Origin of the sequence: Roseomonas sp. CECT 9278, from assembly GCF_918698155.1 — a bacterium.
Lineage (GTDB): Bacteria > Pseudomonadota > Alphaproteobacteria > Acetobacterales > Acetobacteraceae > Neoroseomonas.
Window position 1 is genome coordinate 42,931 of sequence record NZ_CAKKLX010000007.1, and the last position, 22,030, is coordinate 64,960.

Below are 22,030 nucleotides of genomic sequence, written 5' to 3' on the forward strand. Positions count from 1 at the left end.
CCGGCGGTTTCGTCATGGCGCCATGCCCTCCACGGCGGAGCGAGCAGGTCGGCGGTGCCTTTCTCCATTCCCACCCGCCGATGACTGAGGGGTTTCACAGCTGGCTCGCGCCTATTCGATGACGATCTCGCCCACCATGCCATGTTCGGCATGGGTGCGGCGATCGGCAGCGACGATGCCGCAGCGCAGGTCGGTGATGCGACCCGTCGCCACTGGCACGAACCACCATTCCGCGGCGTGGCCGGGATAGACCTCGACCTCGCGGATGACGCCCTTGAACTCCGCCAGCGTCACTTCACGACCATCCGGCTGTCGCTGCGTGACCTGCACCTTGCGGGTGAAGATACGCGCAGCGAACTCGTCGGAGGTGAAGTAGTGCGGGTCGTGGCTCACGTTGCGCAGCACGAGATTGTAGAGGCGCCCGGTCTCGAAGCGCAGCCGGTTCGGCTCGAAGGCGTGGCTACCGTCGGACCGCCCGAGTTCGACGACGACGACCACCGGCGGCTGCCGGGTCAGGTCGCCCGCGGCCTTCGCGGCGCTTGATGCGCCGAGAAGTGTCGCGGCAAGGATAGCGCGGCGGCGGACCATGGCGATCGTTCCTTCCAACGGGGTTCAGTCCCCAAACGCGGCATCGAACAGCAGCTTCATGTTCAGCCCGACGATCACCGCCGCCGTAGCCCAGCCCAGCGCGAGCTGCCAGGCCGGCGCGGTGAAGACCCCCATCCGCTTGCGGTCCTGCGCGAACAGCATCAGCGGGATCACCGCGAATGGCAGTTGGATCGACAGGATCACTTGGCTGAGGATAAGCAGCTGCGCGGTGCCGGACGCCCCATACATCCAGGTGACGATCACCGCCGGGATGATGGCGATCAGCCGCGTGACCAGCCGTCGCAGCACCGGCGGCAGACGGAACCGCAGGAAGCCCTCCATCACCACTTGCCCGGCCAGGGTCGCGGTGACCGTGGCGTTCAGCCCGCACAGCAGCAGCGCCACGCCGAAGGCGGTCGCGGCGATGCCCGCGCCCAGCAGCGGCGTCAGCAGTTGGTAGGCTTCGCCGATCTCGGCGACCTCGGTGTTGCCGCTGGCGTGGAAGGTGGCGGCCGCGGTGATCAGGATGGCAGAATTGATCAGGAGCGCGAGCGTCAGCGCCAGCGAGCTGTCGATGGTGGCGAACTTGATCGCCTCGCGCTTGCCCGCTTCGTCGAGGTTCCAGGACCGCGACTGCACAACGGCGGTATGCAGGTAAAGGTTGTGTGGCATCACGGTGGCGCCGAGGATACCCATGGCGATGTAGAGCTGCGTCTGGTTCGTCACGATCGAGACGGCAGGGATGTAGCCGTTCAGCACCGCCGCCCAATCCGGGTCCGACAGCACGATCTGGATGCCGAAACAGCCCACGATCAGCGCAATGAAGCCGAAGATCAGCGCCTCCAGCCAGCGCACGCCCTTGTTCTGCAGCCACAGGATCAGGAAGGCGTCGAGCGCGGTCAGGAACACGCCATAGAGCAGCGGAATGCCGAATAGCAGCTCGAGCGCGATGGCGGTGCCGATCAGCTCGGCCAGGTCGGTGGCGCAGATGGCGATCTCGGCGAACAGCCACAGCGGATAGGCGACGACCTTGGGGAACCGCTCCCGGCACAACTGGGCCAGGTCGCGTCCGGTCGAGACGCCGATGCGCACGCACAGCGCCTGCAGCAGGATCGCCATCAACGAAGAGGTGAGTGCGACCGCGAGCAGCGTGTATCCGAAGGCCGAGCCGCCGGCGAGCGAGGTCGCCCAATTGCCCGGGTCCATGTAACCGACCGCCACCAGGTAGCCCGGCCCCATGAAGGCAAACAGCTTGCGCAGGAAGCCGCCGGCATTGGGCACCGCGACGCTGCGGTGAACCTCCGGCAGGCTGGGCGGGCCGGATACGGCCGTCGTGGCGGCGGCGTCATCAGGAGGCGGTGTCATGTCGCGGCTCCGAAGTTAAGCCTAGGCTAAGTTATGCCAACACGACTATCAAGTGGGTCCGCTTCCATCTCCATATCCGAGTCATGACACGCAGCCCTACCAGGCGATCCCTTCCACCGGTCGATGACCATGCCGTGCGCTTCGCGCGCCAGCGTGAGGCCGACCGCACGGCGACCGCGGAGGATTACGTCGAGCTCATCGCCGACCTGCTGCGCGAGGAAGGCGAAGCGCGGGCCGTCGAGATCGCCCGGCGCATGGGTGTTTCGCAGGCGACGGTGACGGCCACGGTCGGACGGCTGCAGCGCGACGGGTTGGTCGAGACGAAGCCCTATCGGGGCCTGTTCCTCACCGATACCGGCCGGGCGATGGCCGAGGCGGCGAAAGCGCGCCACGACCTCGTGGTACGCTTCCTCATCGCGGTCGGGCTCGACCCGGAAACCGCCGAGCAGGATGCGGAGGGACTGGAGCACCACGCGAGCGAGAAGGCGCTTGCGGCCTTTGCAAGGTTCGTCGCGAAGGCAGAGAAGGATCGCGCATGACCGATACCTACTCGATCGGTGACCTCGCGCGCGAGACAGGCGTCAAGCCGACGACGATCCGGTGGTATGAGCAGGAAGGCTGGATGCCCCCTCCCGCACGCACCGAAGGCGGACATCGGATTTATGGTGCGGCGCATCTGCGACGCCTCGGCTTCATCCGCCATGCGCGCGAACTGGGGTTTGAGAGCGAGGCAATCCGAGCGCTGCTCGACCTGGCCGATCATCCCGAAGCCGATTGCGGGGCTGCGCACACGCTTGCCACGGCGCAGATCAGCGAGATCGATGCGCGGCTGCGGCGCCTCTCGGCACTGCGCGCCGAATTGCAGCGGATGGCGACCAGCTGCGAGGGCGGCGTGGTCGGCGACTGCAGGATCATCGAGACACTCGCCGATTTCGCGCATGGGCACTGCGCGGATCCGATCCATCGGGCGCGCGGATGATCACGCCCGGAGGCACCTGAGCGCAGCGCGTTGCCGTCACCCACGCGCGCGCGTCCTTCGCAGCTGCAACAGTGCTACAGCGCGGGAATCCTTTGTCACGGGACTGTCGTCAGCCGGAAAACTCCACTCGGCATGTTCACCTCGTCGGCCAAGCAACGGTCGAAAAGGAGAATGCATCCATGCCCACCCAGATCCGCAATCCGCGCCTCGTTCTCTCCGCCGCGACCGCGCTGGTCATCCTCGGCACGATCGCCACCGCGGCCAAGGCGGATGGCCAGCCCGTGGTGTCGCTCGAACCTGTGATGCTCGGCCGCACCGGCTTCATGATCTATTCCGATCGCGCGTCGTCGCTGTCGTCCCTGCCGGTCCGCCGCGTCATCACGAACGGCGAGAATGTCGAGATCGAATACGACACCTCGGCGCCGCCGCGCATGGTCGTGTCCCGTCCGGTCGCGCGCATCGTGGGCAGCGGCGAGAACCTCAGCGTCGAGTACGACGATCAGCAGGCCGCGAACATGCCGCATGCGATGCCGAATGTCGGCGGCGGCCACAACGCAGGCCTGTGGAACCTGCGCTCGCTGCCGCCGTCGCTACGGTAAGCCAAGCGGGCCCGGGCCTCAAAGGTCCGGGCCTTGTGGCGGCCTTGCAGGCAAGGGTTCCAAGAACCCGGTCATCGCCGCGCAGCAACACTCTTCAGCATGCCGCTGAAGAGTGTTGCGGCGTTTTTGACCGGCGCACTGCCGACGCAGGAGCCACCCATACCAACGGTCGAATTCTTCGACCGCTGATATCCGCCGTTGCCGACCCGCAGGCGCCGGGCGGAAACCTCCGGTTTCCCTGGCGTCGTGCGAAGAGCACGCCCGTGGCGTGACGCCGGACTCCCGGCGGCGCCCTTCCGGGCGCTCGGTACGAGTCAAGCGCTCGTGCCGTGGGTGTCAGCCCGCCACGACGAATTCCGTCATCATGCCCGTCGCGAGATGCGGCATGTGGTGGCAATGGAACATCCAGCGACCTGGCGTTGCGAACTCTAAGGCCAGGGTAACGCGCTCCATCGGCGGCACCTGGACGGTGTCGCGCCTCGCGCCGACGAAACGCTGGGATCCCCATCCCACGACCTGAAACACCGTCCCGTGGATATGCATCGGATGCGCCATCATCGACACGTTCGTCATCGTCAGCTCTACGCGTTCGCCACGGCGGGCTTCGAGCACCCTGTGCCGACCCCAGGGGCGATCATCGATGGACCAGACATAGGGCGTCATTCCGCCGTTGAGCGTGACCGACAGTCTCCGATCAGCGCGCCGCGCCGGCACCGGGCTCGCCGAATGCAGCCGCAGCTCCTGCCGTCCGTCGAAGCCAGGCGCGGCGCTGTCGGCCTCCGGGGCGATGCGCGCAACCGGAGCGTTGGTCGTGGCCAGGATGATTCCGCTCCGCTCCCGCGCGCCTTCCCGCAGCGCGAGGATGGGGAAGGTGCCGCCTTCACCTGGCAGCTCGAGAAGGAGATCGGCGCGCTGGCCCATCGCAAGCGCGAAGCGCGTCGTGCGAAGCGGATCGACCGGATGTCCGTCGACTGCGACCACAGACGCCTCGAGTCGCCCCGTATCGATCCAGAACACCGTCGCCGCCGCGCCGTTGATGACGCGCAGCAGCACGCGGCCGCCGCGTTCGACCCGGACCACCTCCGGATCGCCCAGCGTCCGGTCGTTGGCAAGGTAGGCGTCGAAGTCGATGTCATTGATGTCCGCCGCGCCCATCGGCATGCCACCGTGCGGCGCTGCGGCAGGCGACATCCCGCCATGCGGATTGCCCGCCGCGGCATGCGGCGCGCCACCGCCCGCCCCGAGCCGGGCGAGGATCTCGCCGAGCGGCGTGAACGAATAGTCGTGCAGCATCATCACGACCTCCTGCCGATCCGCTCGGGCATCCTCCGCGCTGCGCACGATGTGCGGCGCCGCGAGAAGGCGCATCTCCTGGTCGGGCACATGGGCATGCATCCAGTGGGTGCCGGCATTGGGCACGAAGTCGAAGGCACGGTCGGCGCCGGCTGCGATCAACGGCAGCGGCGTATCGGGCACACCGTCCTGCGCGAAGGGCGGGGTCTGGCCGTGCCAGTGGATGATGGTCCGCTCAGGCAGCCGGTTCTCCAGGCGCACGCGGAACCGCTCGCCGGGTTGTTGCACCAGTCCGTGACCGCCATCCGGGCGAAGAAGGCCCAGGACCGTCGCCGCGCGACCGTCGATGTCGAGCGTGCGTGACGTGGCACGGATCACCGTGGGCTCGGTGGCTGCTTCTGCCGGCTGACGGGCCGCACTCCAGATCGACAGGGGAAGTGCTGCGCCGCCTGCCATCAGGACACGGCGTGAAAGGCTCATGGTTTTCGCTCCAATCAACAACCGGGCAAGTCTGCCCACCGTGAGACGACGCGAAATTGAACGGAGCGCGACAAAGTGTTTCCGCCTGATCATTCATCCGGCAGTTGGCATTCCCGACGCATCCCGCTCCCGGATGGTCGGGCCGGAGCCGCCCGGCGCGCTCAGCTGGAACCCGCCGTAGAGCGCCCGGAAAAGGAACTCATGCCACGTGTCGCGCATCTCCCGCGTCGCGCGCAGGGCTTGTGTCACCGCCGCGAGCGCGTCGCGCTCGGCAAGTCGCACGGTTGGGAACTTGTCGTTCCCGCCCGGTGCCCGTGCGGCGCGCACCGCATCTGCCATGACCGCGACGCCGCCCATCCAAGGTGCGAACCGTTCCGAAAGCAGATAACGGCTGACGCGCATCGGATGCATCCAGCGCGCCATCGCGGCTGCCGCGGGGTTCGCTGCGGCCCGGATCCATGGCGAGACAAGGGCGCCATAGACTGCATCGTTCCACTTCGAGACCTCGCCGACGCGCTCGAAGGCGGCGGACGGAGGCTCGAAACGGAGGTCCTCGACCCGGCGCTCGACAAACCCGACGCTGTATTGCGGTCGCCGGCATTCCGGATCGCCGGTCGGGTTGTCGATCGTCATCTCGTAGAGGCCGGGCGCAAGCAGGGAGACCTCGTCGAGCGCCTCGAGGATCGCGCGATGCTCGAAACGGGCGACCGAAGCCGAGACGAAGATCCCGAGGTGACCCACCTTCGGGTTGAGCAGATAGACGATGCGCTGTCCCGCCTGCTTCAGCGCGTCGGTATCGCGGTACACCCGCGCGATCCAGCCGAGGGCCTGGTGCGGCGGCGTGATGTTGTCGCCCTGCGACGCGAAAATCACCAGCGGGCTGCGCAGCTCACGCAGATCGATGCGGGTGCCGTCGCCGAGGTCGAGCACGCCGCGTTCGAGCTCGTTGCCGACGAAAAGGTGCCGGACGATGGTGGTGATCTCATCGCGGCTCAGGGCGTAGAATGTGTTCCACCAGCGCTCGAAGGCAAGGAACCGGGCCCGCTCTCCTTCCGGGTCGAGGAACAGCGGAAGGTACTTCTCCCACAAGGCGTTCTCGGGCTTCAGGCCCTCGAAGTTCTGCACGAGCCAGGCGCCATCGAACTGGCCATCGCCGAGATCGGCGAGCAGCCGCACCGGCCAGACGCCGCCGGACAGGCCGCCCGCCAGCCGCATCGGGTTCACGCCCGGCTCCCCCGACCAGTACGACAGCGGCGATCCGTTCAGCACGACGGGGCCGAGCGATCCCTCGCAGTGCAACGCCAACAGGATAGCCGCCCATCCACCTTGGCAGTTCCCGTAGAGAATCGGTGGCCTGCCCTCGTGCCGCGCGGCGACGGCATCCACGAAGCGCCGCAGCGCGTGCAGCACGTCGATCAGCGTCTGCCCGGGGCATGGTGCGGGAAAGAACGTCACGAAGTAGACGGGGTATCCCTCGTGCAGCGCAATACCGAGTTCGGACTCGCGTCGGGTTCCACCGATCCCCGGTCCGTGCCCGGCGCGAGGGTCGATGACGATCAGGGGCGGCTTCGCCGGGTCGAGACAATGGTCGGCCTCGTCCTCCCCATACGCCGTGATGCGCAGGAGCGCGTAGTTCGCCGGGCGCGGAAAACGTCGCGCATCGAGCAGTGTCTCGTGCCGAAACGCGAGGATATCCGGCGCACCTGCGCTGTACTGGCTCAGGATGTCGTTGGCGCGTTCGCGCTGCACGTCCCAGAAGAGAATTGCGCGCTGCCACGCGTCGATCATGTATCCGGCAGCATCGGACATGTCGGGCAGGACCGCAGGCGTTGCGGGATCGGTCGGTGTGGCGCTGCCGAGGTCTGCCATCGTCCTGCCTTCCATGTGGCGAGGGCCGGCGGGGTGGGTGTCCCCGCCGGCGGTCCCTCACCGGCCGGTGCCACTCGAGGCGCCGGCGATCATGCCGGCGCCGCTGCCAGGAATGACGAGCCACGCCAACGCGTCCACGGTCCGCCGCTGCGCGTCGTCGAGCGCCGGCAGGAGCGCGGCGGCCGCCTCGCGGCAGGCCCGCGCGCGCTCGAGCTCGGCGGCAAGGCGGGTTTCCGCCATTGCAAGACGCGCCTCGAGCCCGGCGGCCGGTGCCGGCATCCGTTCGACCGCGCCGCGGTAGCGCGCCGCGGCTTCACGGATGCGCCCGGCGAAGGCGCTCCAGGCCGCTTCCTGGTCGGGACGGATGCGCAGTTCCGCGCGCAGGAAGGCCAGGCCGCCCTCGACGCGTTCGGCGAGCATCTCATGCAGCGGACCTGCCATGGGCGAGCTGCCGGCCATGCCGGAACGCCCCGCCATGCCGCCCATGGGCGACGCACCCTGCATGGCTCCGGGCATCATGCCCCGCATCATGCCGGGCCGGGGTGATCCAGGCGACCGGTCGGCATCCTCGACTTCGAGACGGATCCCCGGGCCGATGTTGATGATGACGTTCGTCGGCGAGCCGTACGCGCCATGATGGCGCATCGCCGGCATGCCGGCCGGTCGGCCCTCGCCGCCCATCATGCCCATCATGCCCATGCCGCCGGGGCCGCTCATCATTCCCATGCCGCCGGGCGTCGCGGGAGGCGGCGCGGGCGTGGCCTGGGCTGGTGCTGCGGGGGTGGCCGGCGGCGCGCCCGCCGGGTGGTGGGGATCCGGTGCTGGCGCCTGCTGTGCCGCGGCCGGCAGGCTGAGCAACAATGCCGTCATCGCGACGACGGCGCCTGGTGCGTGTCTGGTCATGGCATGTTTCCTCTCGGTAGGGCCGCGCAGGAATTCCGGCGCGGGATTTGCGGACCCGATGCAGGTCCGATCGCGGCGCGCGGCGGCTCCGCTATGCAGGTGCAGGTCACGGCTTGGCGGCCTGCTCGCGCAGCGCACGCCGCGCACCTACCAGTGCAAGCGGCGGCAACACTGCCCATTGCAGCAATGGGCCGGCCCCGGTGCCGAGAATGGGCAGGACGGGCATTGCGGCGGCGTAGGCCCAACTGCCGCGGATCTCGACGTTCAGCCATTCGCTGTACACCGTATAGGCGAGACCGATCACGACCGTGGCGGCGAGCACCCGTCCGAAGGCCCGCTCGGGCCACTGCGGCGCGCCGACGATCACCAAGGCCCAGGACAATGCGGCGAGCGCGATCAGCGCATCGCCGGCGGTGCAGTGCAGAACGGCGAAAGCCAACTCCCACGCCGTACCGTCGCGCCAGAGCGTATAGAGCGGCAGTTGCACGATCTCCCATGCGAGCATCGCCGGCACGAGCCGGATCATGGTGCCGCGCATCGCCGGCAGCCAGTTCGCCGGATGGCGCGTGACGTGGCCCGTCGGCATCGGGGGGGCGCCTTCGATCATCCTGCAGCCGTGTCGCTGCGCGCGACGTCGGCGCGAAGCGCCGCGAGCCGGCGTTCGCCCTGGCGCCCCAACAGTCGCGCATTGACCGCGACGACGACGGTCGAGAGCGACATCAGCGCCGCGCCGACCGCCGGCGTGAGCAGAATCCCCCACGGCACACCGACGCCGGCGGCCAGCGGGATCGCCACGACGTTGTAGCCGGTCGCCCAGGCCAGGTTCTGGGCCATGCGCGCATAGGTCGCACGCGCGAGCGCGAGGATCGCGACGACATCGCGCGGGTCGTTGCGCACCAGCACGATGTCGGCGGCCTCGGCTGCGACGTCCGTCCCCGCGCCGATCGCGATGCCGAGGTCGGATTGGGCGAGTGCCGGCGCGTCGTTCACGCCGTCCCCCACCATCGCGACGGTCAGGCCGCGCGCCTGTATGGACTGCACCACCTCGGATTTCTGGTGCGGCAGCACCTCGGCGCGCACCTCGTCGAGGCCGAGTTCGCGGCCGACCTGTTCGGCGACCGGCCGTGCATCGCCCGTCAGCATCATGCAGCGCAGCCCGAGCGCGCGGAGCTGGCGGACGGCTTCCCGGCTCTCGGGCCGCACGACATCCGCCAGCGCGACCGCGCCCGCCAGCGCGCCGTCAGCCGTGACGAACACGACCGTCCGGCCGGCTGCCTGTTCCTCGGCAACGCGGGCATCCGTTAACTCGACGCCGCGGCGGCGAAGCGTGCCGGGGCTGACCACCTCGACCGCGACCCCCTCGATTGTCGCGCGCGCGCCTTCGCCGGGCAGGTTGCGGAATTCGGTCGCCGCCGGCGGCACGATGCCACGCGCCTCCGCGCCGCGCAGGATTCCCTTGGCGATCGGATGCTCGGAGGAGGATTCGAGACCGGCGGCCAGACGCAGCACCGCGGCCTCGTCGAAGCCGACGCCGAGCGGGACCACGGCAGCGACGCCGAAGCGACCTTCGGTCAGCGTCCCGGTCTTGTCGAAGACGACGACCTGGAGCGCGCGCGCCCGTTCAAAGGCTGCGCGATCGCGGATCAGCAGGCCGTTGCGGGCGGTGAGTTCGGTGCTGACGGCTACCACCAGGGGCACGGCGAGGCCGAGCGCATGCGGGCAGGAAATGACCATGACGGTCACCATCCGCTCCAGCGCGAAGGCCAGCGGCGCGTCCAGGAGCAGCCAGACGCCGAATGTCCCGCCACCGACCCCGATCGCGACCCAGGTGAGCACGGCGGCGGCGCGATTGGCGAGATCCTGCGTGCGCGACCGCGTGGCCTGGGCCTGTTCCACGAGGCGGATCACCTGCGCGAGATAGGTCTCGCCGCCGGTGCGCTCGATCCGCACGGTCAGCGCGCCTTCCCCATTGACCGCGCCGCCGACGACGCGGGCGCCGACGGCCTTATCCACCGGGCGGGATTCGCCGGTGAGCATACTCTCGTCCATGGACGAGCGGCCCTCGGTAACGATGCCATCCGTCGGCACCTTCGCGCCCGGGCGCACGAGCACGAGGTCGCCGGGCCGCAGCGCGGCGATCGGCACCTCCTCCTGCGCGCTGCCCTCGCCGAGCCGGGTCGCCGTTGCCGGCATCAGGCGCACAAGGGCCTGAAGGGCGCCCGAAGCGCCGAGCACGGACTTGGCCTCAAGCCAATGGCCAAGCAGCATGACCAGGATGAGGGTCGCAGTTTCCCAGAAGAACACGTCGCCCGGCAGCCCGGCGAGCACGGCAAGCGAATAGACGTAGGCGGAGACGATCGCGAGGCTGACCAGCGTCATCATGCCGGGCTTGCCGCGCCGCAATTCCCCCGACAGCCCAGCGAGGAACGGCCAGCCGCCGTAGAAGAAGATCACGCTCGCGAGCGCGGCCTCGACGAACGCGCTGCCGGGGAAGGCCAGGACGCCGGGCAGGCCCACCAGCATCTGGATGTGCCGCGAGAGCACCACGACGGCAATGGTCAGCGGGAGGCATATCCAGAAGCGGCGGCGGAAATCGGCGACCATCGCGCCGTGGTCGTGACCTGCCTCGCCATGGCCGGTGTGCGGTGCGCCGTCGCTCGCGGGCGCAGTATGTTGGTGATGGCGATGTGCGGCGTGGTCGGTCATGTCGGACTACCCTGCGGTCGTTTTCGTGGGGCGAAGGGTCACGGCGAGATCGCCGGTCCGCGAGACGAGCTGCTCAGCCTTGGGATCCAGGCGGGGACGCGCTTCGCCCAGGCGGCGTGCTCGGCGCCGAACTGCGCCGCCGCGGCGGCGTCCTCGCGTGCAGCGAGGCGGAGGTACATGACGAGCAGCACAGGATACATCGCCACCGTGACGAGGGTCGGCCACTGGAGAAGGAAGCCGGTCATGATCATCATGAAGCCCGCGTATTGCGGATGCCGGATGCGCGCATAGAGGCCGGTGGTTGCAAGCGTACCGCGCCGCACGGCCCGGTAGAGTACCGGCCAGGCCGCCGCGATCAGCCAGAACCCCACAAGAATGAAGACCGTGCTGAGCAGGTGGAATGGTCCGAAATGCGGGTTGATGCCCGGCCTGGCAACCATCTCGAGCAGGTGGCCGCTGTCGTGGCTGAACCAGTTCACTCCGGGCCAGCGCGTCTGAAGCCAGCCGGCGAGGAGATAGATGGTCAGGGGGAACCCATACATCTCGGCAAAGAGTGCCACGATGAACGCCGAGAAAGCGCCGAAGCTGCGCCAGTCGCGCCCGTTGAGCGGACGGGCGAAGCTGTACGCGAAGCCAATGAAGAGCGCGGCATTTCCAGCGGCGAGCAGGCAGAAGCCGTAACCGGCGGTCGGACTCATGGCTGCTTGCCCGCATCGCCGCCGTGACCACCGTGCCCGCCATGCATGAAGATGTGCATGAGGGGGCAAAGAAGGATCAGCCCGAAGGGCAGCCACTGGAAGACATGCGCCGTGTGGCTGAAGAGAAGGTAGGCGGCGACCGCGGCCGCGAAGATCATGAAGGTGAGACCGGTGCGGCTGCGCCAGAAGCCTGCTCTCGTCACCTGGCCCGCCGGTTCGTGCGAATGCTGGGACATGCTTCTCACTCCTGGCGTCCACCGGACGCCCGACCGTCGGACGCGATGCTTGCATTGGCCTTGCGTGAAGGGCTGCGTGATAGGTGCGCGTCCGCGGCTTGCTCAGCGCTGTCATGCGTGGAGGGTGACGAGGGTTCGGGCATGAAAGCGGTGCTGGCGGTCCGAGGATGCGGCAGTCCCGTCAACGCGGCCCTGAACCGCGTGGTCGTGGCTTCGAGCATGGCAAGGCAGCAGTCCACCTGCATGACGAGGACCGAGAAGGGGTCTCGGGCCTCCGCGAGCTGACGACCATGCGCAGCCATACGGTCGATTGCGTCCTGGGCGGCGCCGGCCTGAGCAGCAGCGAATGCGCCGGTGATCCCGTGGACGCGAGCGGCGAAGTCCGTGGTGAGCGTGAGCGGATCGAGGCCTCCGGGATCAGCCGACGGTCCGGTTGACTCTGCTTCGCGGTGCATCGCATGCACTCCCCTTCCATTGCATGGCCGGCTGACACATTGCCGGGCCACATTGGAACAGACGGTGCCGCAGACGATTCCTTACACGCCGCCGGCGGGAGCGGGGCAGGTCCACGGGTCGAAGCTTCCGCCCTCGGAACACGCGTCGCAATGCGCCAGGAACGCGGTCCGCAACGCTGCCCGCGCACGATGCAGGCGCACGTCGAGCGCATTGCGCGTCAGACCGAGGCGCTCGGCGTGCTGGGCGCGATCACCTCCCCCGAGATCGATCACTTGCAGCAGATCACGCTCCCCCTGCCGCAACTGCGCCACGACATCCGGGAGGCAGTCGCAGGGCTCGCGGTGACGAGACGACATCGGGTGCGGCACCGTGTACTCTTCGCGACGCTCCAGGGTCTGGGGATCGTCGGATCGGACCCTGCGGCGTTCGGCACGTGCCGAACGCCAGTGATCCGCGACGGTGGAGCGCAGCACGATCGCAAGCCAACCGCGCACCGCCGCCGCGTCACGCAACTCTGGCGCGCGCGTCAGTGCGCGCAGGCAGAATGCGGCCAGGATCTCGCCGGCGACCTGCGCATCGCCTCGGCAACGACGCAACAGCCACCGGCGGATCGCCTCGAAGTCGGAAACGAGAGTGTCGTGGACCGCCGTTTCTCCCCGACGCTTGCGGGTTGGACCAGCGGGCCGGTCTTCGAGGCGTTGCATGACCGCGTCCGCCGATCAGCGGGCCGGCAGCCGCGCAAGCATGGCGCGCATCTGGGCGATCTCGCGTTCCTGCGCGGAGACGATCTCCTGCGCCAGCCGCCGGACTTCCGGATCCTGGCCGTGCTGGAGGACGATCTGCGCCATGTCGATCGCACCCTGGTGGTGCGGGATCATGCCGGCGACGAAGTCCCGATCGGCATTGCCGCTGTATTGGATCGCCATGTCGCGATGCATCTTGTCCATCGCCGCCGCGAAGGCCTGCGATGACGGTGCGGAGGCGCCGGGCCCGGCGGGCTGCATGCCCTGCTGCATCGGCATCTGGCCGTGCTGCATGCCGGGCATCATCTGGCCGCCGGGCATACGGTGGCCGGGCGGCATGCCCTGGGCGAGCACATAGCCCGCGCCACCGCCGACAAGAGCGGCGGCGGCCACCGCGGCAAGAATGGAACGACGCATCTCGAACTCCTTCATGGTGTCGCCACCTGATCGGTGACGAGGTGAAGTTCGGACCAGCGCATGTCCCGCGCATCAACACAGTGTGACAAAACATGTCAGGCGAGACTGGCAGGGGCGAAATGCCCGACGTGGCCAAGGAATCGCACGGGACAAAGTCTGCTTCTGGCACGCCATCAGCGCGTGCGCGGCAACTCCACGAGAGTGGTCAACCCACCCGCCGGCCGGTTCAGGAGCCGGATCGTGCCGCCATGTTGCGAGATCACCTGGCGCGCGATCGTGAGGCCAAGACCGGTTCCGCCGGTGCCGCGGTTGCGGGATGGATCGAGCCGCCGAAACGGTTCGAAGACGACCTCCATGTCGGCTTCGGGAATTCCGGGGCCATCGTCGTCGATGCGCACAAGGATGCGCTCAGCGAGATCATCGAGTTGAACCCGCGCCACCTTTCCGTATTTCACCGCGTTCTCGATGAGGTTCGCGAAAGCGCGCTTGATGGCCACCGGGCGGCATGTGAGGCGAGCCTGCCCAGGTCCATCATAGTGCGCTTCTGCGCCGGTGTCGGCTGCGGCGTCGCACAGTGTTTCGAGAAGGGCAACGATGTCAGTGGGACGCTCAGGTTCGAGCTCGTCCTCTCCGCGAAGGTAGGCGAGCGTCGCGCCGATCATGGCGTCCATTTCGTCGAGATCGGCATCGATCGCGCGTTGTGCTTCAGGATCGTCGAGGAAACCCGCGCGCAGCCTCAGCCGCGCGATCGGTGTGCGCAGATCGTGGCTGACCGCCGCAAGTGCCTGCGTACGGTCCGCGATCAGCTTGTTGATGCGGGATTGCATGCGGTTGAAGGCGAGCGCCGCGTGACGCACCTCGTAGGGGCCGGTCTCGGGCATGCGGACCGTCACGCCGGGCATGCCGATTCGATCGGCGGCATCGGACAGCTGCCGCAGCGGGCGGCCGATGAGGCGGACGACGAGCAGTCCCAGGAGCAGGATGCCGGCCGCCATGGCGCTGGTGGACAACAGGCTCGCATGTTCGGCGGTAGGGGGGCGAAACAGGCCGGCCGAGAAATTGAGCCAGGACCCGTCAGGCAGCTCGACTGCACCGATGATCACGTGACGGAATTGCTCGCCACCAGGCATCGGGGATGTGCCGTCCTCTGCATAGCCCAGCCGCAGGCCGGTGCTCCGAAGTTCCGGAACCAGTTCGACGAGCCGGGTCCGCAGCGCTTCGATCCGCGGGCTTGTCTCATCGACCAGGCGGACAGTTGGCGCCGGGGTCCAATGCATGTCGAGGCTGGCGGACGATAGGGCATGCGCTGTCCTGTCGCGATCGGCGACGGGCAGCTCGGCCACGGCGCGCTTCGCCGCGGCGAGGCGTTCTGCAGTCTGGCGTTCACGCGTAGACCCGAGCAGGGCGTCGGTGCCGACCTGATGCAGCCAGAGGCTGCCCACGTGGAATGTCAGCAACCCGATCAGCAGAACGAGGACGATGCGCCCGCCAAGGGTATCGGGGACAAGACGGAGCCGGAATCGGCCAGGAGGCGTCCCGCTCACCCGCGGGCGACCGCAGGGACGAACATGTAGCCGGCGCCGCGGATGGTCTTGATGATGGTCGGGCTTTCCTCGGTCGGCTCCATCTTCCGGCGGAGCCTGCTCACCATCACGTCCACCGTGCGATCAAGCGCGTCCGAGACCCGGTTGCGGGCGAGGTCCAGCAGTTGGTCGCGGCTGAGGATGCGCTGTGGGTGCTCGCAGAACGCCAGCAGGAGATCGTATTCGCCACCTGAGAGATCGACAGCGACGCCATCGGGCGCCATGAGTTCGCGTCGCCGCGTGTCGAGCGCCCATCCGGCGAAGAGCAGGCGGTCCGCAACCAGTCCCGAGGCACGCTGGTCGCTCCCCTGCGCCCGACGCAGCACGGCACGAATCCGCGCGAGAAGCTCAGGCCGAGAGAACGGTTTCGGGATGTAGTCATCGGCACCGAGTTCGAGGCCAAGCACGCGGTCGGTTTCGTCGCCGCGCGCCGTCACCATGATGATCGGGACCTGGGTCTTCGCGCGCAGCGCGCGAGTCAGGTCTAGGCCTGACTGTCCCGGCAGCATCACGTCAAGCAGGATGAGGTCCACCGCGGCATTCGCGAGGGTTTCCCACATCTCGCGGCCGTCGCGCGCACCGGTCGCGCGGTAGCCGTTCTGACGCAGAAACTTCGCGATCAGGTTACGCATCTCGCCGTCATCCTCGACGACGAGCACATGCGCCTCCGGCGTCAGCAGGTCCGGCGCCATTTGGTCATCCTCAACTCTGATCCCTCGGCGTGAACCGCCCCTGCGAAGGGCGCTGTCCCGGCATGGTCAAGGTAACGACCACGCGCATTCCAGCAGCCGCGATAAAGTCCCCCTGCCCTCGCAGCATATCTGCGCCTGCGGGCGTGAGGGGTACCGTTGTCTGCCGGCCACCGGCCAGCACGACCGCCTGGCCGCTGGCGCCCTCGGCGGACCGGGGGCGATACGAATTATCGCTCAGATAGAGCCTGAGTTCATTCCCGTCGGCGACAAGTTCGGCGTGTCCGCCTGCAAGGTCGATCCGCTGGCCGCCATTCGGGCCGCGGGTGATGCTCGCGCGCGCAGCTGGCGCGAGGACGGACAGCATCGCTGTCGCGGCGAGGAGGATGCGTCGGTTCATGGGCGTTGTCCTTTCATCGGATCAGTAAGCCTCGGCAACCTTCATCTCCTGCTGGCGATCCATCAGGCTCGCGAGCGCCGGCCTGCCGAAGCGGTGGAACAGGAGGGGCGTGAGGAAGGTGTCGAGCAACGTCGCGGTGACCAGTCCGCCGAAGATCGTGACGGCGACGGGGTGAAGGATTTCTTTGCCGGGTTCGCTGGCACCGATCATCAGCGGGACTAGCGCAAAACCCGCTGACAGTGCGGTCATGAGCACTGGCGTGAGACGCTCCAGGCTACCGCGCACCACGAGCCCGAGCCCCCAAGGCTCGCCCTCGAGCAGGGCCAGGTTCAGATAATGACTGACCTTCAGGATCCCATTGCGTGCGGCGATACCGGCCAGCGTGATGAAGCCGATCATGGAGGCGACCGATAGCGGCTGGCCCGCGATCCAAAGCGCCGCAATGGCGCCCACCAACGCCAGCGGCACATTACCCATGATGATCAGCGCCAGGACTGCTGAGCGATATCGGCTGTAGAGCACCATGAAGATCAGCGTCAGCGAGACAAGTGAGAGCATGGCAATCAGGCGGGTTGCTTCCTCCTGCGCCTGAAACGTACCTTCGAGCGCGAAGAAGTAGCCCGGCGGGAGCGGCGCATTGGCCATCTCCGTGCGGATGCGCTGCACGATCGCCGCCGTGTCGCTCCCATCGGTATTCGCCAGCACCACGATGCGCCGCCGCCCATTTTCCCGCAGGATCTGGTTCGGACCGTCGGTATCGCGTACCTCGGCCAGGAGCGAGAGCGGAACACGCCCACCCGGTGTCTCGATCATGATCGACGACAGCCCGCTGCCGGTGCGGTCCTGATCGGCAAGCCGCATGACAAGGTCGAAGCGGCGGGCACCGTCAACAACCTCGCTGACGACCTGGCCGCCGGACATGTCCTGCACCGCCTGGCCGATCGTCGCGGCCGAGACGCCATGAAGCGCCGCGCGTTCGTGATTGACCGTCACTTGCAGCTGCGGGACGCGCACCTGCCGTTCGATCTGCAGGTCGCGCAATCCTGCCACTCCGGCCAATCGCTGCTGCATCTGCTCGGCGATGGTGCGCAGGGTGTCGAGGTCGTCGCCATAGATCTTCAGCGCGATCTCCGCCCGAACGCCCGAAAGCATGTGGTCGAGCCGGTGTCCGATTGGCTGGCCGATATTCAGACTTCCGGGAATGATTCCGAGGCGCGCACGGATATCCGCCGCAATCTCCTGCTTGCCACGGCTGGAAGGGTGCAGCGTGACGTCGATCTCGGAGGAATGGACGCCTTCAGCATGTTCATCGAGTTCGGCGCGGCCGGTTCTTCGGCCAACCGACCGCACCTCAGGCACCTGCATGATCAGCCGTTCCGCGGCCGTGCCCAGGCGGTTGGCCTCGGCCAGGCTGATGCCAGGCTGGAACTGCAGGCTGATCGTGAGCGTGCCTTCGTTGAAGGGAGGCAGGAAGGCGCGCGGCAGGAATGGCAATGTTGCCACCGCGACCGCGATAGCGCCGCCGGCCATGACATACATCAGCCGCTCGCGCCGGAACGCCCATAGCAGCGCGCGCTCGTTTCCGGCCTTCAGCTTGCGCACCATCCAGCCGTCGCCGTGGTCCATCCGCTTCATCCGCGGCAGCAGATAGTAGCAGAGCACCGGCGTGACCGTGATGGACACAATCAGCGACGCCATGATCGAGACGATGTAGGCGACGCCGAGGGGCGCAAACAGCCGGCCCTCGATGCCGGATAGCGCGAACAGTGGCACGAAGACGAGGATCACGATCATCGTCGCGTAGACGATGCCCGACCGCACCTCCTGGCTTGCTTTCGCGACGACGGTGAAGACCGGCAGGGGATTGCCCTTTTCCCGGTTCTCCCGCAGGCGCCGGAAGACGTTCTCGACATCCACCACCGCGTCGTCCACCAGCTCGCCGATCGCGATCGCCAGGCCGCCCAGGGTCATGGTGTTGATGGACAGGCCGAGGAGGTGGAAGACGACCACCGTGATCAGCACCGAAAGCGGGATGGCCGTGAGCGAGATGGCCGTGGTCCGCACGTTCAACAGGAACAGGAACAGCACGACCGCGACGACCGCGACGGCCTCCAGAAGCACTGTCTGGACATTGCCGATCGACGCCTGGATGAAGTCCGCCTGGCGGAACTGCACATTGTCGGCAGTGACGCCCGCCGGCATGACGCGCTGCAGTTCGCGCAGCGCTTCCTCGACCGCGCGGGTGACGACGACCGTATCGGCATTGGGCTGCTTCTGGATCGACAGGATCACCGCGGGCCGCCCCATGCTGCCGGCTTCGCCGCGTCGCAAGCGTGCCGCGAAGTCCACGCCGGCGACCTGGCGAAGAAGTATGGGCTGGCCATTCCGTAGCGCGATCGGCGCATTGGCCAGATCCTCGATCCTCGTCGTGCGCCCAATGTTGCGGATGAGGTATTCGCGACCCGCCTGATCGACGTAGCCGCCGCCGCTATTGGCTCCGAACTGCCGTAAGGCGGTGACGATCTGCTCATGCGTGATGTCGAGCGCATGCATGCGGGCCACGTCCGGGGTCACGCGATACTGCTTCACCTCACCGCCGATCGGGATCACCTGGCTGACGCCCGGGATGGTCAACAGGCGTGGCCGCACGACCCAGTCGGCCAGCTCGCGCAGCTGCATCGGGCTCGCCCGCCCGTCGGTGGACATGGCCACGAGCATGATCTCGCCCATGATCGACGAGACCGGCGCCATCTGCGGCACGACATTCGGCGGCAGCTGCGAGCGCACGAGCGATAGCCGCTCGCCCACCTGTTGGCGATTGATCCAGATATCGGTGCCCCAGTCGAATTCGACGAAGACGATCGACAGGCCGACCCCGGACACTGATCGCACTCGGGTCACACCAGGCATGCCGTTGAGGGCAGTCTCGATCGGGAAGGAGACCAGGAGCTCGACCTCTTCGGGCGCCAATCCCTCGGCCTCGGTCAGCAGGGTGACCACCGGCTTGTTGAGGTCCGGGAAAACGTCAACGGGCAGTTGGCGGAGCGTGAGCGACCCATAGACAACAAGGATGGCCGCCGCTGCGAGCACGAAGAGCCGGTTGCGCAGGCTCGTGGAGACGAGGAAGTTAAACATCCGATGCGGCCCTCAGCGGATCTGCGCGATGAGGCTGGCCGCTTCAGTGACGACACGCTTTCCCGAGTCGAGACCGGCAAGGACGAGCACGTTGCGTCCATCCAGCGGCTGCACGCGCACCGGGCGCGGCACGAAGCGCTCGGCCGTCGTCATCTCAAAGACGATGGGCGGACCCTCCGCGCTGCGGATCACGGCTTCGCCGGGAAGCACGATCCCAGCTGCCCGCCGATTCGTCTGCACCGTGACGGTCACCGGCGTTCCCACCGACAGGCCGGGCGAAGCGTTCACGATTCGGAACTGCAGGGGAACCGCCTGTTGGCGCAAGGCGAGGCCGCGACCGATGAACGCAAGGTCCAGGGTGAGTCCCGCCGAGGTCGTCGCCCTGGCGCCAGCGATGTCGGCAACCATCCCGCCATCATAGGCTACGGCCTCGACCCACAGCCGGGTCGGCTCGACGATTTCAAAGAGCGGTTCGCGCGCATCGACGATCTGACCGCCGAGGGCGGCCGCGACGCTGATGAAGCCGGACGCGGTGGCCTGGACGGCGAGCCTGCCATTGAGGCCCTCGGCCACCGCTGCCCGACGCGCGCGCAGCCCGTCCAGTTCCGCGCGTGCTTCGGCGATCTCGCGTGTGGAGACGCTGCCCGCCAGGCCCGCAAGACGCTGGGTCCGTTGCTGGGCGATGCCGATCTGAGAATCGAGTTCGGCAAGGGTCGCCTGCACCCCGCTGCGCTCCTGCGCCCCGAGCACCGGAACCACATAGGCCAGGGTTTGCCCGCGCTCGACACGGCTGCCGAGGGCGGGAAATCCACCCTCCGGCGATTCCACCCGGCCGGCCTGGGGCGCCTGAACGCGCCCGGACGCATTCGGATCGGCGATCACCTGGCCAACCAGTTGTAGTGACACTGGTGCGTCGGCGCGATCGACGATCGTCGCGCGTACGCCGAGCAGTCGCTGCGTCGGCTTCGGGACGAAGACGCTGCCGTCCGGCTGGCGGCGCGGCTGGTCCAACGGCTGCGCCAGGACCGGCAGTGCCACGAGTGCCAGGACTAGAGCCATCGGGGCAGCTGCTGCCCGCGCCGGCACGCCACCGGCAGCGGCCTTGTGTGGCGTTTCCAAGGCCGGTTCGACGCGGGGCTTGAGCGGGACGGTGTCCGCCGCCACCAGCGGCGGGAGGTTGCGCGGTGCTGCGACCCTGCCAACGAGAACGCCCAGGAGAAGCAGCGCGAGGCCCGCAGCCCAAACCACAGGCTCCACAGCGGCGCGAATCGCTGTTTCGCGCCAGCCCGGCGCTGCCGCGGCCGCGGTCGCAACGGCGGGGACCTCGATCTCGAGCGGCAGCAGATCCACATCGGACCCTGCGGTGATGGTGAAGATCAGGCTGCGCGGACCCGCCTGCCCGAGCAGGGGGTGGGACACGACATAGGTCGCCTCCGCACTGCGGGTGACCTGGACGAGTTGCCCGTCGAGCGTGGCGCTGATCTCGGCATTGTCGATCGGCTCAGCGGACGAGTATCGGTCCAGGTAGAGCCACAGGCGCGCATCCGGACCGAGGACGCCGACGAGATCGAAGATGTCGGAATGCGCGATCGCACGCGGAGCGGCGTTGGCGGGCGGAGGTGGCTCGTCTCCGTGACCGGGATGGGCAAGCGCAGGCGGCGCCGCGACCAGCAGTGCGAGGGCGGCAGTGGCAACCAGGCGGCGGAACAGATACGTGGCACGCTTCATGGTTCGACCCCGATCGCTTGATTGTAGCGTGATATGGCTTGGCGCACCGCCACCTGCATCCGCCGACGATCGGCATCGGCGCCGGCAAGGCTGGTCCGCAGCCGTAGCGTCTCCGCGAGGGTTGTCTGGCCGTCACGGAACGCGCGCTCTCCCAGGCTCGCGGCTTCCGCGAGCGCCGCATGGCGCTGATCGGCCAGGCGGGCGGCGGCCCGCGCATCCGCGAGGGCTGCGCGGGCCCGATCCCGTTCCGCGGCAACGAGGCGATCGACCGCACCGGCTTCTGCGGTTGCGGTGGTGAGTTCACCCTGCGCGGTCGCGCGTCGTTCCGCATTGCGCGGCGGATGAGCGAACGGTATCCGCACGCGCACGCCGAACCGGGTGTCCCATCCGGAATCACGGTCGTCGCGCTCCTGCCGCATGAACGCCCCTATCTCCGGGCTTTCGCGATCTTCGACCTCGGCAATTCGAATGCCGGCGCGGGCGACGTCGAGCCCGAGCCGTGCGGCGACGATGCGGGGATGCTCGGCAGGCGCGGCAGCGTCGCGCAACACTTCCTGGGATCCAGGCGCGGGATCACGTCCGGTCAGCGCGCGAAACGCGATCCGTGCCTCGCGGACAGCGGCCTCGGCTTCGCGCAATGCGCCCTCGCTTTCCCTGGCATCTGCGGTCGCGAGCAGTTCCTCCGCCCGAGAGACCTGGCCGGCCCGAGCCTGGCGCGTGACGTCGCGCGTCAGCGCCGCGGTGCTCGCCGTTCGCGTTCGTGCCGCGGCCAGGGCGGCCTCCGCGGCCGCCCAGGTCCAGTACGCATCACGAACCTCAGCGGCGATGGCCAGACGGCGGGCCGCAATCTGCGCCGCAAGACGTTGGCCTTCAGCATCGGCGAGACCACGCTGCGCGCGGGACTGGCCCGGCAACCACACCGGGACGCCTACTTCCAGTTCGGCTTCACGGAAGCCACGGTTCTGGGTGAAACGATCGGTGGTGTAGCCGAGTCCAACATTGGGGGCGCCTGGGGTCAGCGCATTGGCGCCGCGCAGTCGCGCATCGATCGCTGCACGCTGCGCCTCGAGTGTCCGCAGTTCTGGGTTCAGTGCGGCCGCAGCCTCGAAAGCGTCGCGCAACGGACTGGCGTGCGCCGTGGCGATACCGCCCGCAAGCACGGC

The 22,030-nt window shown here is 68.1% G+C and carries 20 protein-coding genes; 3 read left to right on the plus strand and 17 right to left on the minus strand.

Annotated features, from left to right (window positions below):
• Positions 1–111: 111 nt before the first annotated feature.
• A complete protein-coding gene (locus LQ222_RS06660) occupies positions 112–588 on the minus strand; it encodes a hypothetical protein (protein WP_230165299.1) in 477 nt (158 codons plus the stop codon).
• Between the two features lie 24 nt (positions 589–612).
• Positions 613–1,953, minus strand: a complete 1,341-nt coding sequence (locus LQ222_RS06665) for an Nramp family divalent metal transporter (RefSeq protein WP_230165300.1) — start codon at positions 1,951–1,953, stop codon at positions 613–615.
• A gap of 83 nt (positions 1,954–2,036) precedes the next feature.
• On the opposite strand from LQ222_RS06665, the gene mntR reads away from it, so the two are divergent.
• The 3 genes from mntR (at position 2,037) to LQ222_RS06680 (ending at position 3,531) form a co-directional block, all read left to right on the plus strand.
• Positions 2,037–2,492, plus strand: coding sequence for a manganese-binding transcriptional regulator MntR (mntR, locus tag LQ222_RS06670; protein ID WP_256444008.1), 456 nt, complete (start codon positions 2,037–2,039; stop codon positions 2,490–2,492).
• Complete coding sequence (locus LQ222_RS06675) at positions 2,489–2,932, plus strand: helix-turn-helix domain-containing protein (protein ID WP_230165302.1); 444 nt, start codon at positions 2,489–2,491, stop codon at positions 2,930–2,932. Before mntR ends, LQ222_RS06675 begins: the two co-directional genes overlap by 4 nt.
• Before the next feature lie 179 nt (positions 2,933–3,111).
• Positions 3,112–3,531 carry a hypothetical protein gene (locus LQ222_RS06680; protein ID WP_230165305.1) on the plus strand — a complete coding sequence of 140 codons (420 nt, stop codon included), beginning with the start codon at positions 3,112–3,114 and terminating at the stop codon, positions 3,529–3,531.
• A gap of 336 nt (positions 3,532–3,867) precedes the next feature.
• Here LQ222_RS06680 and LQ222_RS06685 read toward each other — a convergent pair whose 3' ends face one another.
• The 15 genes from LQ222_RS06685 to LQ222_RS06755 form a co-directional block, all read right to left on the minus strand.
• Complete coding sequence (locus LQ222_RS06685; protein WP_230165307.1) at positions 3,868–5,304, minus strand: multicopper oxidase family protein; 1,437 nt, start codon at positions 5,302–5,304, stop codon at positions 3,868–3,870.
• A 93-nt stretch (positions 5,305–5,397) separates the two neighbouring features.
• Entirely contained in the window at positions 5,398–7,173 is a 1,776-nt protein-coding gene (locus LQ222_RS06690) for a DUF3141 domain-containing protein (RefSeq protein WP_230165308.1), read from the minus strand.
• A gap of 57 nt (positions 7,174–7,230) precedes the next feature.
• A complete protein-coding gene (locus LQ222_RS06695) occupies positions 7,231–8,031 on the minus strand; it encodes a Spy/CpxP family protein refolding chaperone (protein ID WP_230165309.1) in 801 nt (266 codons plus the stop codon).
• 151 nt (positions 8,032–8,182) lie between these two features.
• Positions 8,183–8,683 (minus strand): hypothetical protein, encoded by a 501-nt coding sequence (locus LQ222_RS06700; RefSeq protein WP_230165310.1) that lies wholly within the window; start codon positions 8,681–8,683, stop codon positions 8,183–8,185.
• The gene (locus LQ222_RS06705; RefSeq protein ID WP_230165311.1) at positions 8,680–10,782 is read right to left on the minus strand and encodes a heavy metal translocating P-type ATPase; all 2,103 of its coding nucleotides are present in this window, start codon (positions 10,780–10,782) and stop codon (positions 8,680–8,682) included. Before LQ222_RS06705 ends, LQ222_RS06700 begins: the two co-directional genes overlap by 4 nt.
• 38 nt (positions 10,783–10,820) lie before the next feature.
• Complete coding sequence (locus LQ222_RS06710) at positions 10,821–11,480, minus strand: isoprenylcysteine carboxylmethyltransferase family protein (protein WP_230165312.1); 660 nt, start codon at positions 11,478–11,480, stop codon at positions 10,821–10,823.
• Positions 11,477–11,716, minus strand: a complete 240-nt coding sequence (locus LQ222_RS06715) for a DUF2933 domain-containing protein (protein WP_230165313.1) — start codon at positions 11,714–11,716, stop codon at positions 11,477–11,479. Before LQ222_RS06715 ends, LQ222_RS06710 begins: the two co-directional genes overlap by 4 nt.
• Positions 11,717–12,252: 536 nt before the next feature.
• Positions 12,253–12,876 carry an RNA polymerase sigma factor gene (locus LQ222_RS06720; protein ID WP_230165314.1) on the minus strand — a complete coding sequence of 208 codons (624 nt, stop codon included), beginning with the start codon at positions 12,874–12,876 and terminating at the stop codon, positions 12,253–12,255.
• Between the two features lie 15 nt (positions 12,877–12,891).
• Positions 12,892–13,332 carry a DUF305 domain-containing protein gene (locus tag LQ222_RS06725; protein WP_230165316.1) on the minus strand — a complete coding sequence of 147 codons (441 nt, stop codon included), beginning with the start codon at positions 13,330–13,332 and terminating at the stop codon, positions 12,892–12,894.
• A gap of 173 nt (positions 13,333–13,505) precedes the next feature.
• Positions 13,506–14,774: an ATP-binding protein gene (locus tag LQ222_RS06730; RefSeq protein ID WP_230165318.1), complete on the minus strand. Its 1,269-nt coding sequence runs from the start codon at positions 14,772–14,774 to the stop codon at positions 13,506–13,508.
• Between the two features lie 98 nt (positions 14,775–14,872).
• Positions 14,873–15,607 carry a response regulator gene (locus LQ222_RS06735; RefSeq protein ID WP_230165320.1) on the minus strand — a complete coding sequence of 245 codons (735 nt, stop codon included), beginning with the start codon at positions 15,605–15,607 and terminating at the stop codon, positions 14,873–14,875.
• Between the two features lie 10 nt (positions 15,608–15,617).
• Positions 15,618–16,004 (minus strand): hypothetical protein, encoded by a 387-nt coding sequence (locus LQ222_RS06740; RefSeq protein WP_230165322.1) that lies wholly within the window; start codon positions 16,002–16,004, stop codon positions 15,618–15,620.
• A 21-nt stretch (positions 16,005–16,025) separates the two neighbouring features.
• Positions 16,026–19,139 (minus strand): efflux RND transporter permease subunit, encoded by a 3,114-nt coding sequence (locus tag LQ222_RS06745; RefSeq protein ID WP_230165323.1) that lies wholly within the window; start codon positions 19,137–19,139, stop codon positions 16,026–16,028.
• A 12-nt stretch (positions 19,140–19,151) separates the two neighbouring features.
• Entirely contained in the window at positions 19,152–20,867 is a 1,716-nt protein-coding gene (locus tag LQ222_RS06750; protein WP_230165325.1) for an efflux RND transporter periplasmic adaptor subunit, read from the minus strand.
• Positions 20,864–22,027, minus strand: a complete 1,164-nt coding sequence (locus tag LQ222_RS06755) for a TolC family protein (protein WP_230165468.1) — start codon at positions 22,025–22,027, stop codon at positions 20,864–20,866. The genes LQ222_RS06750 and LQ222_RS06755 overlap by 4 nt, the downstream gene beginning before the upstream one ends.
• Between the last annotated feature and the right edge of the window lie 3 nt (positions 22,028–22,030).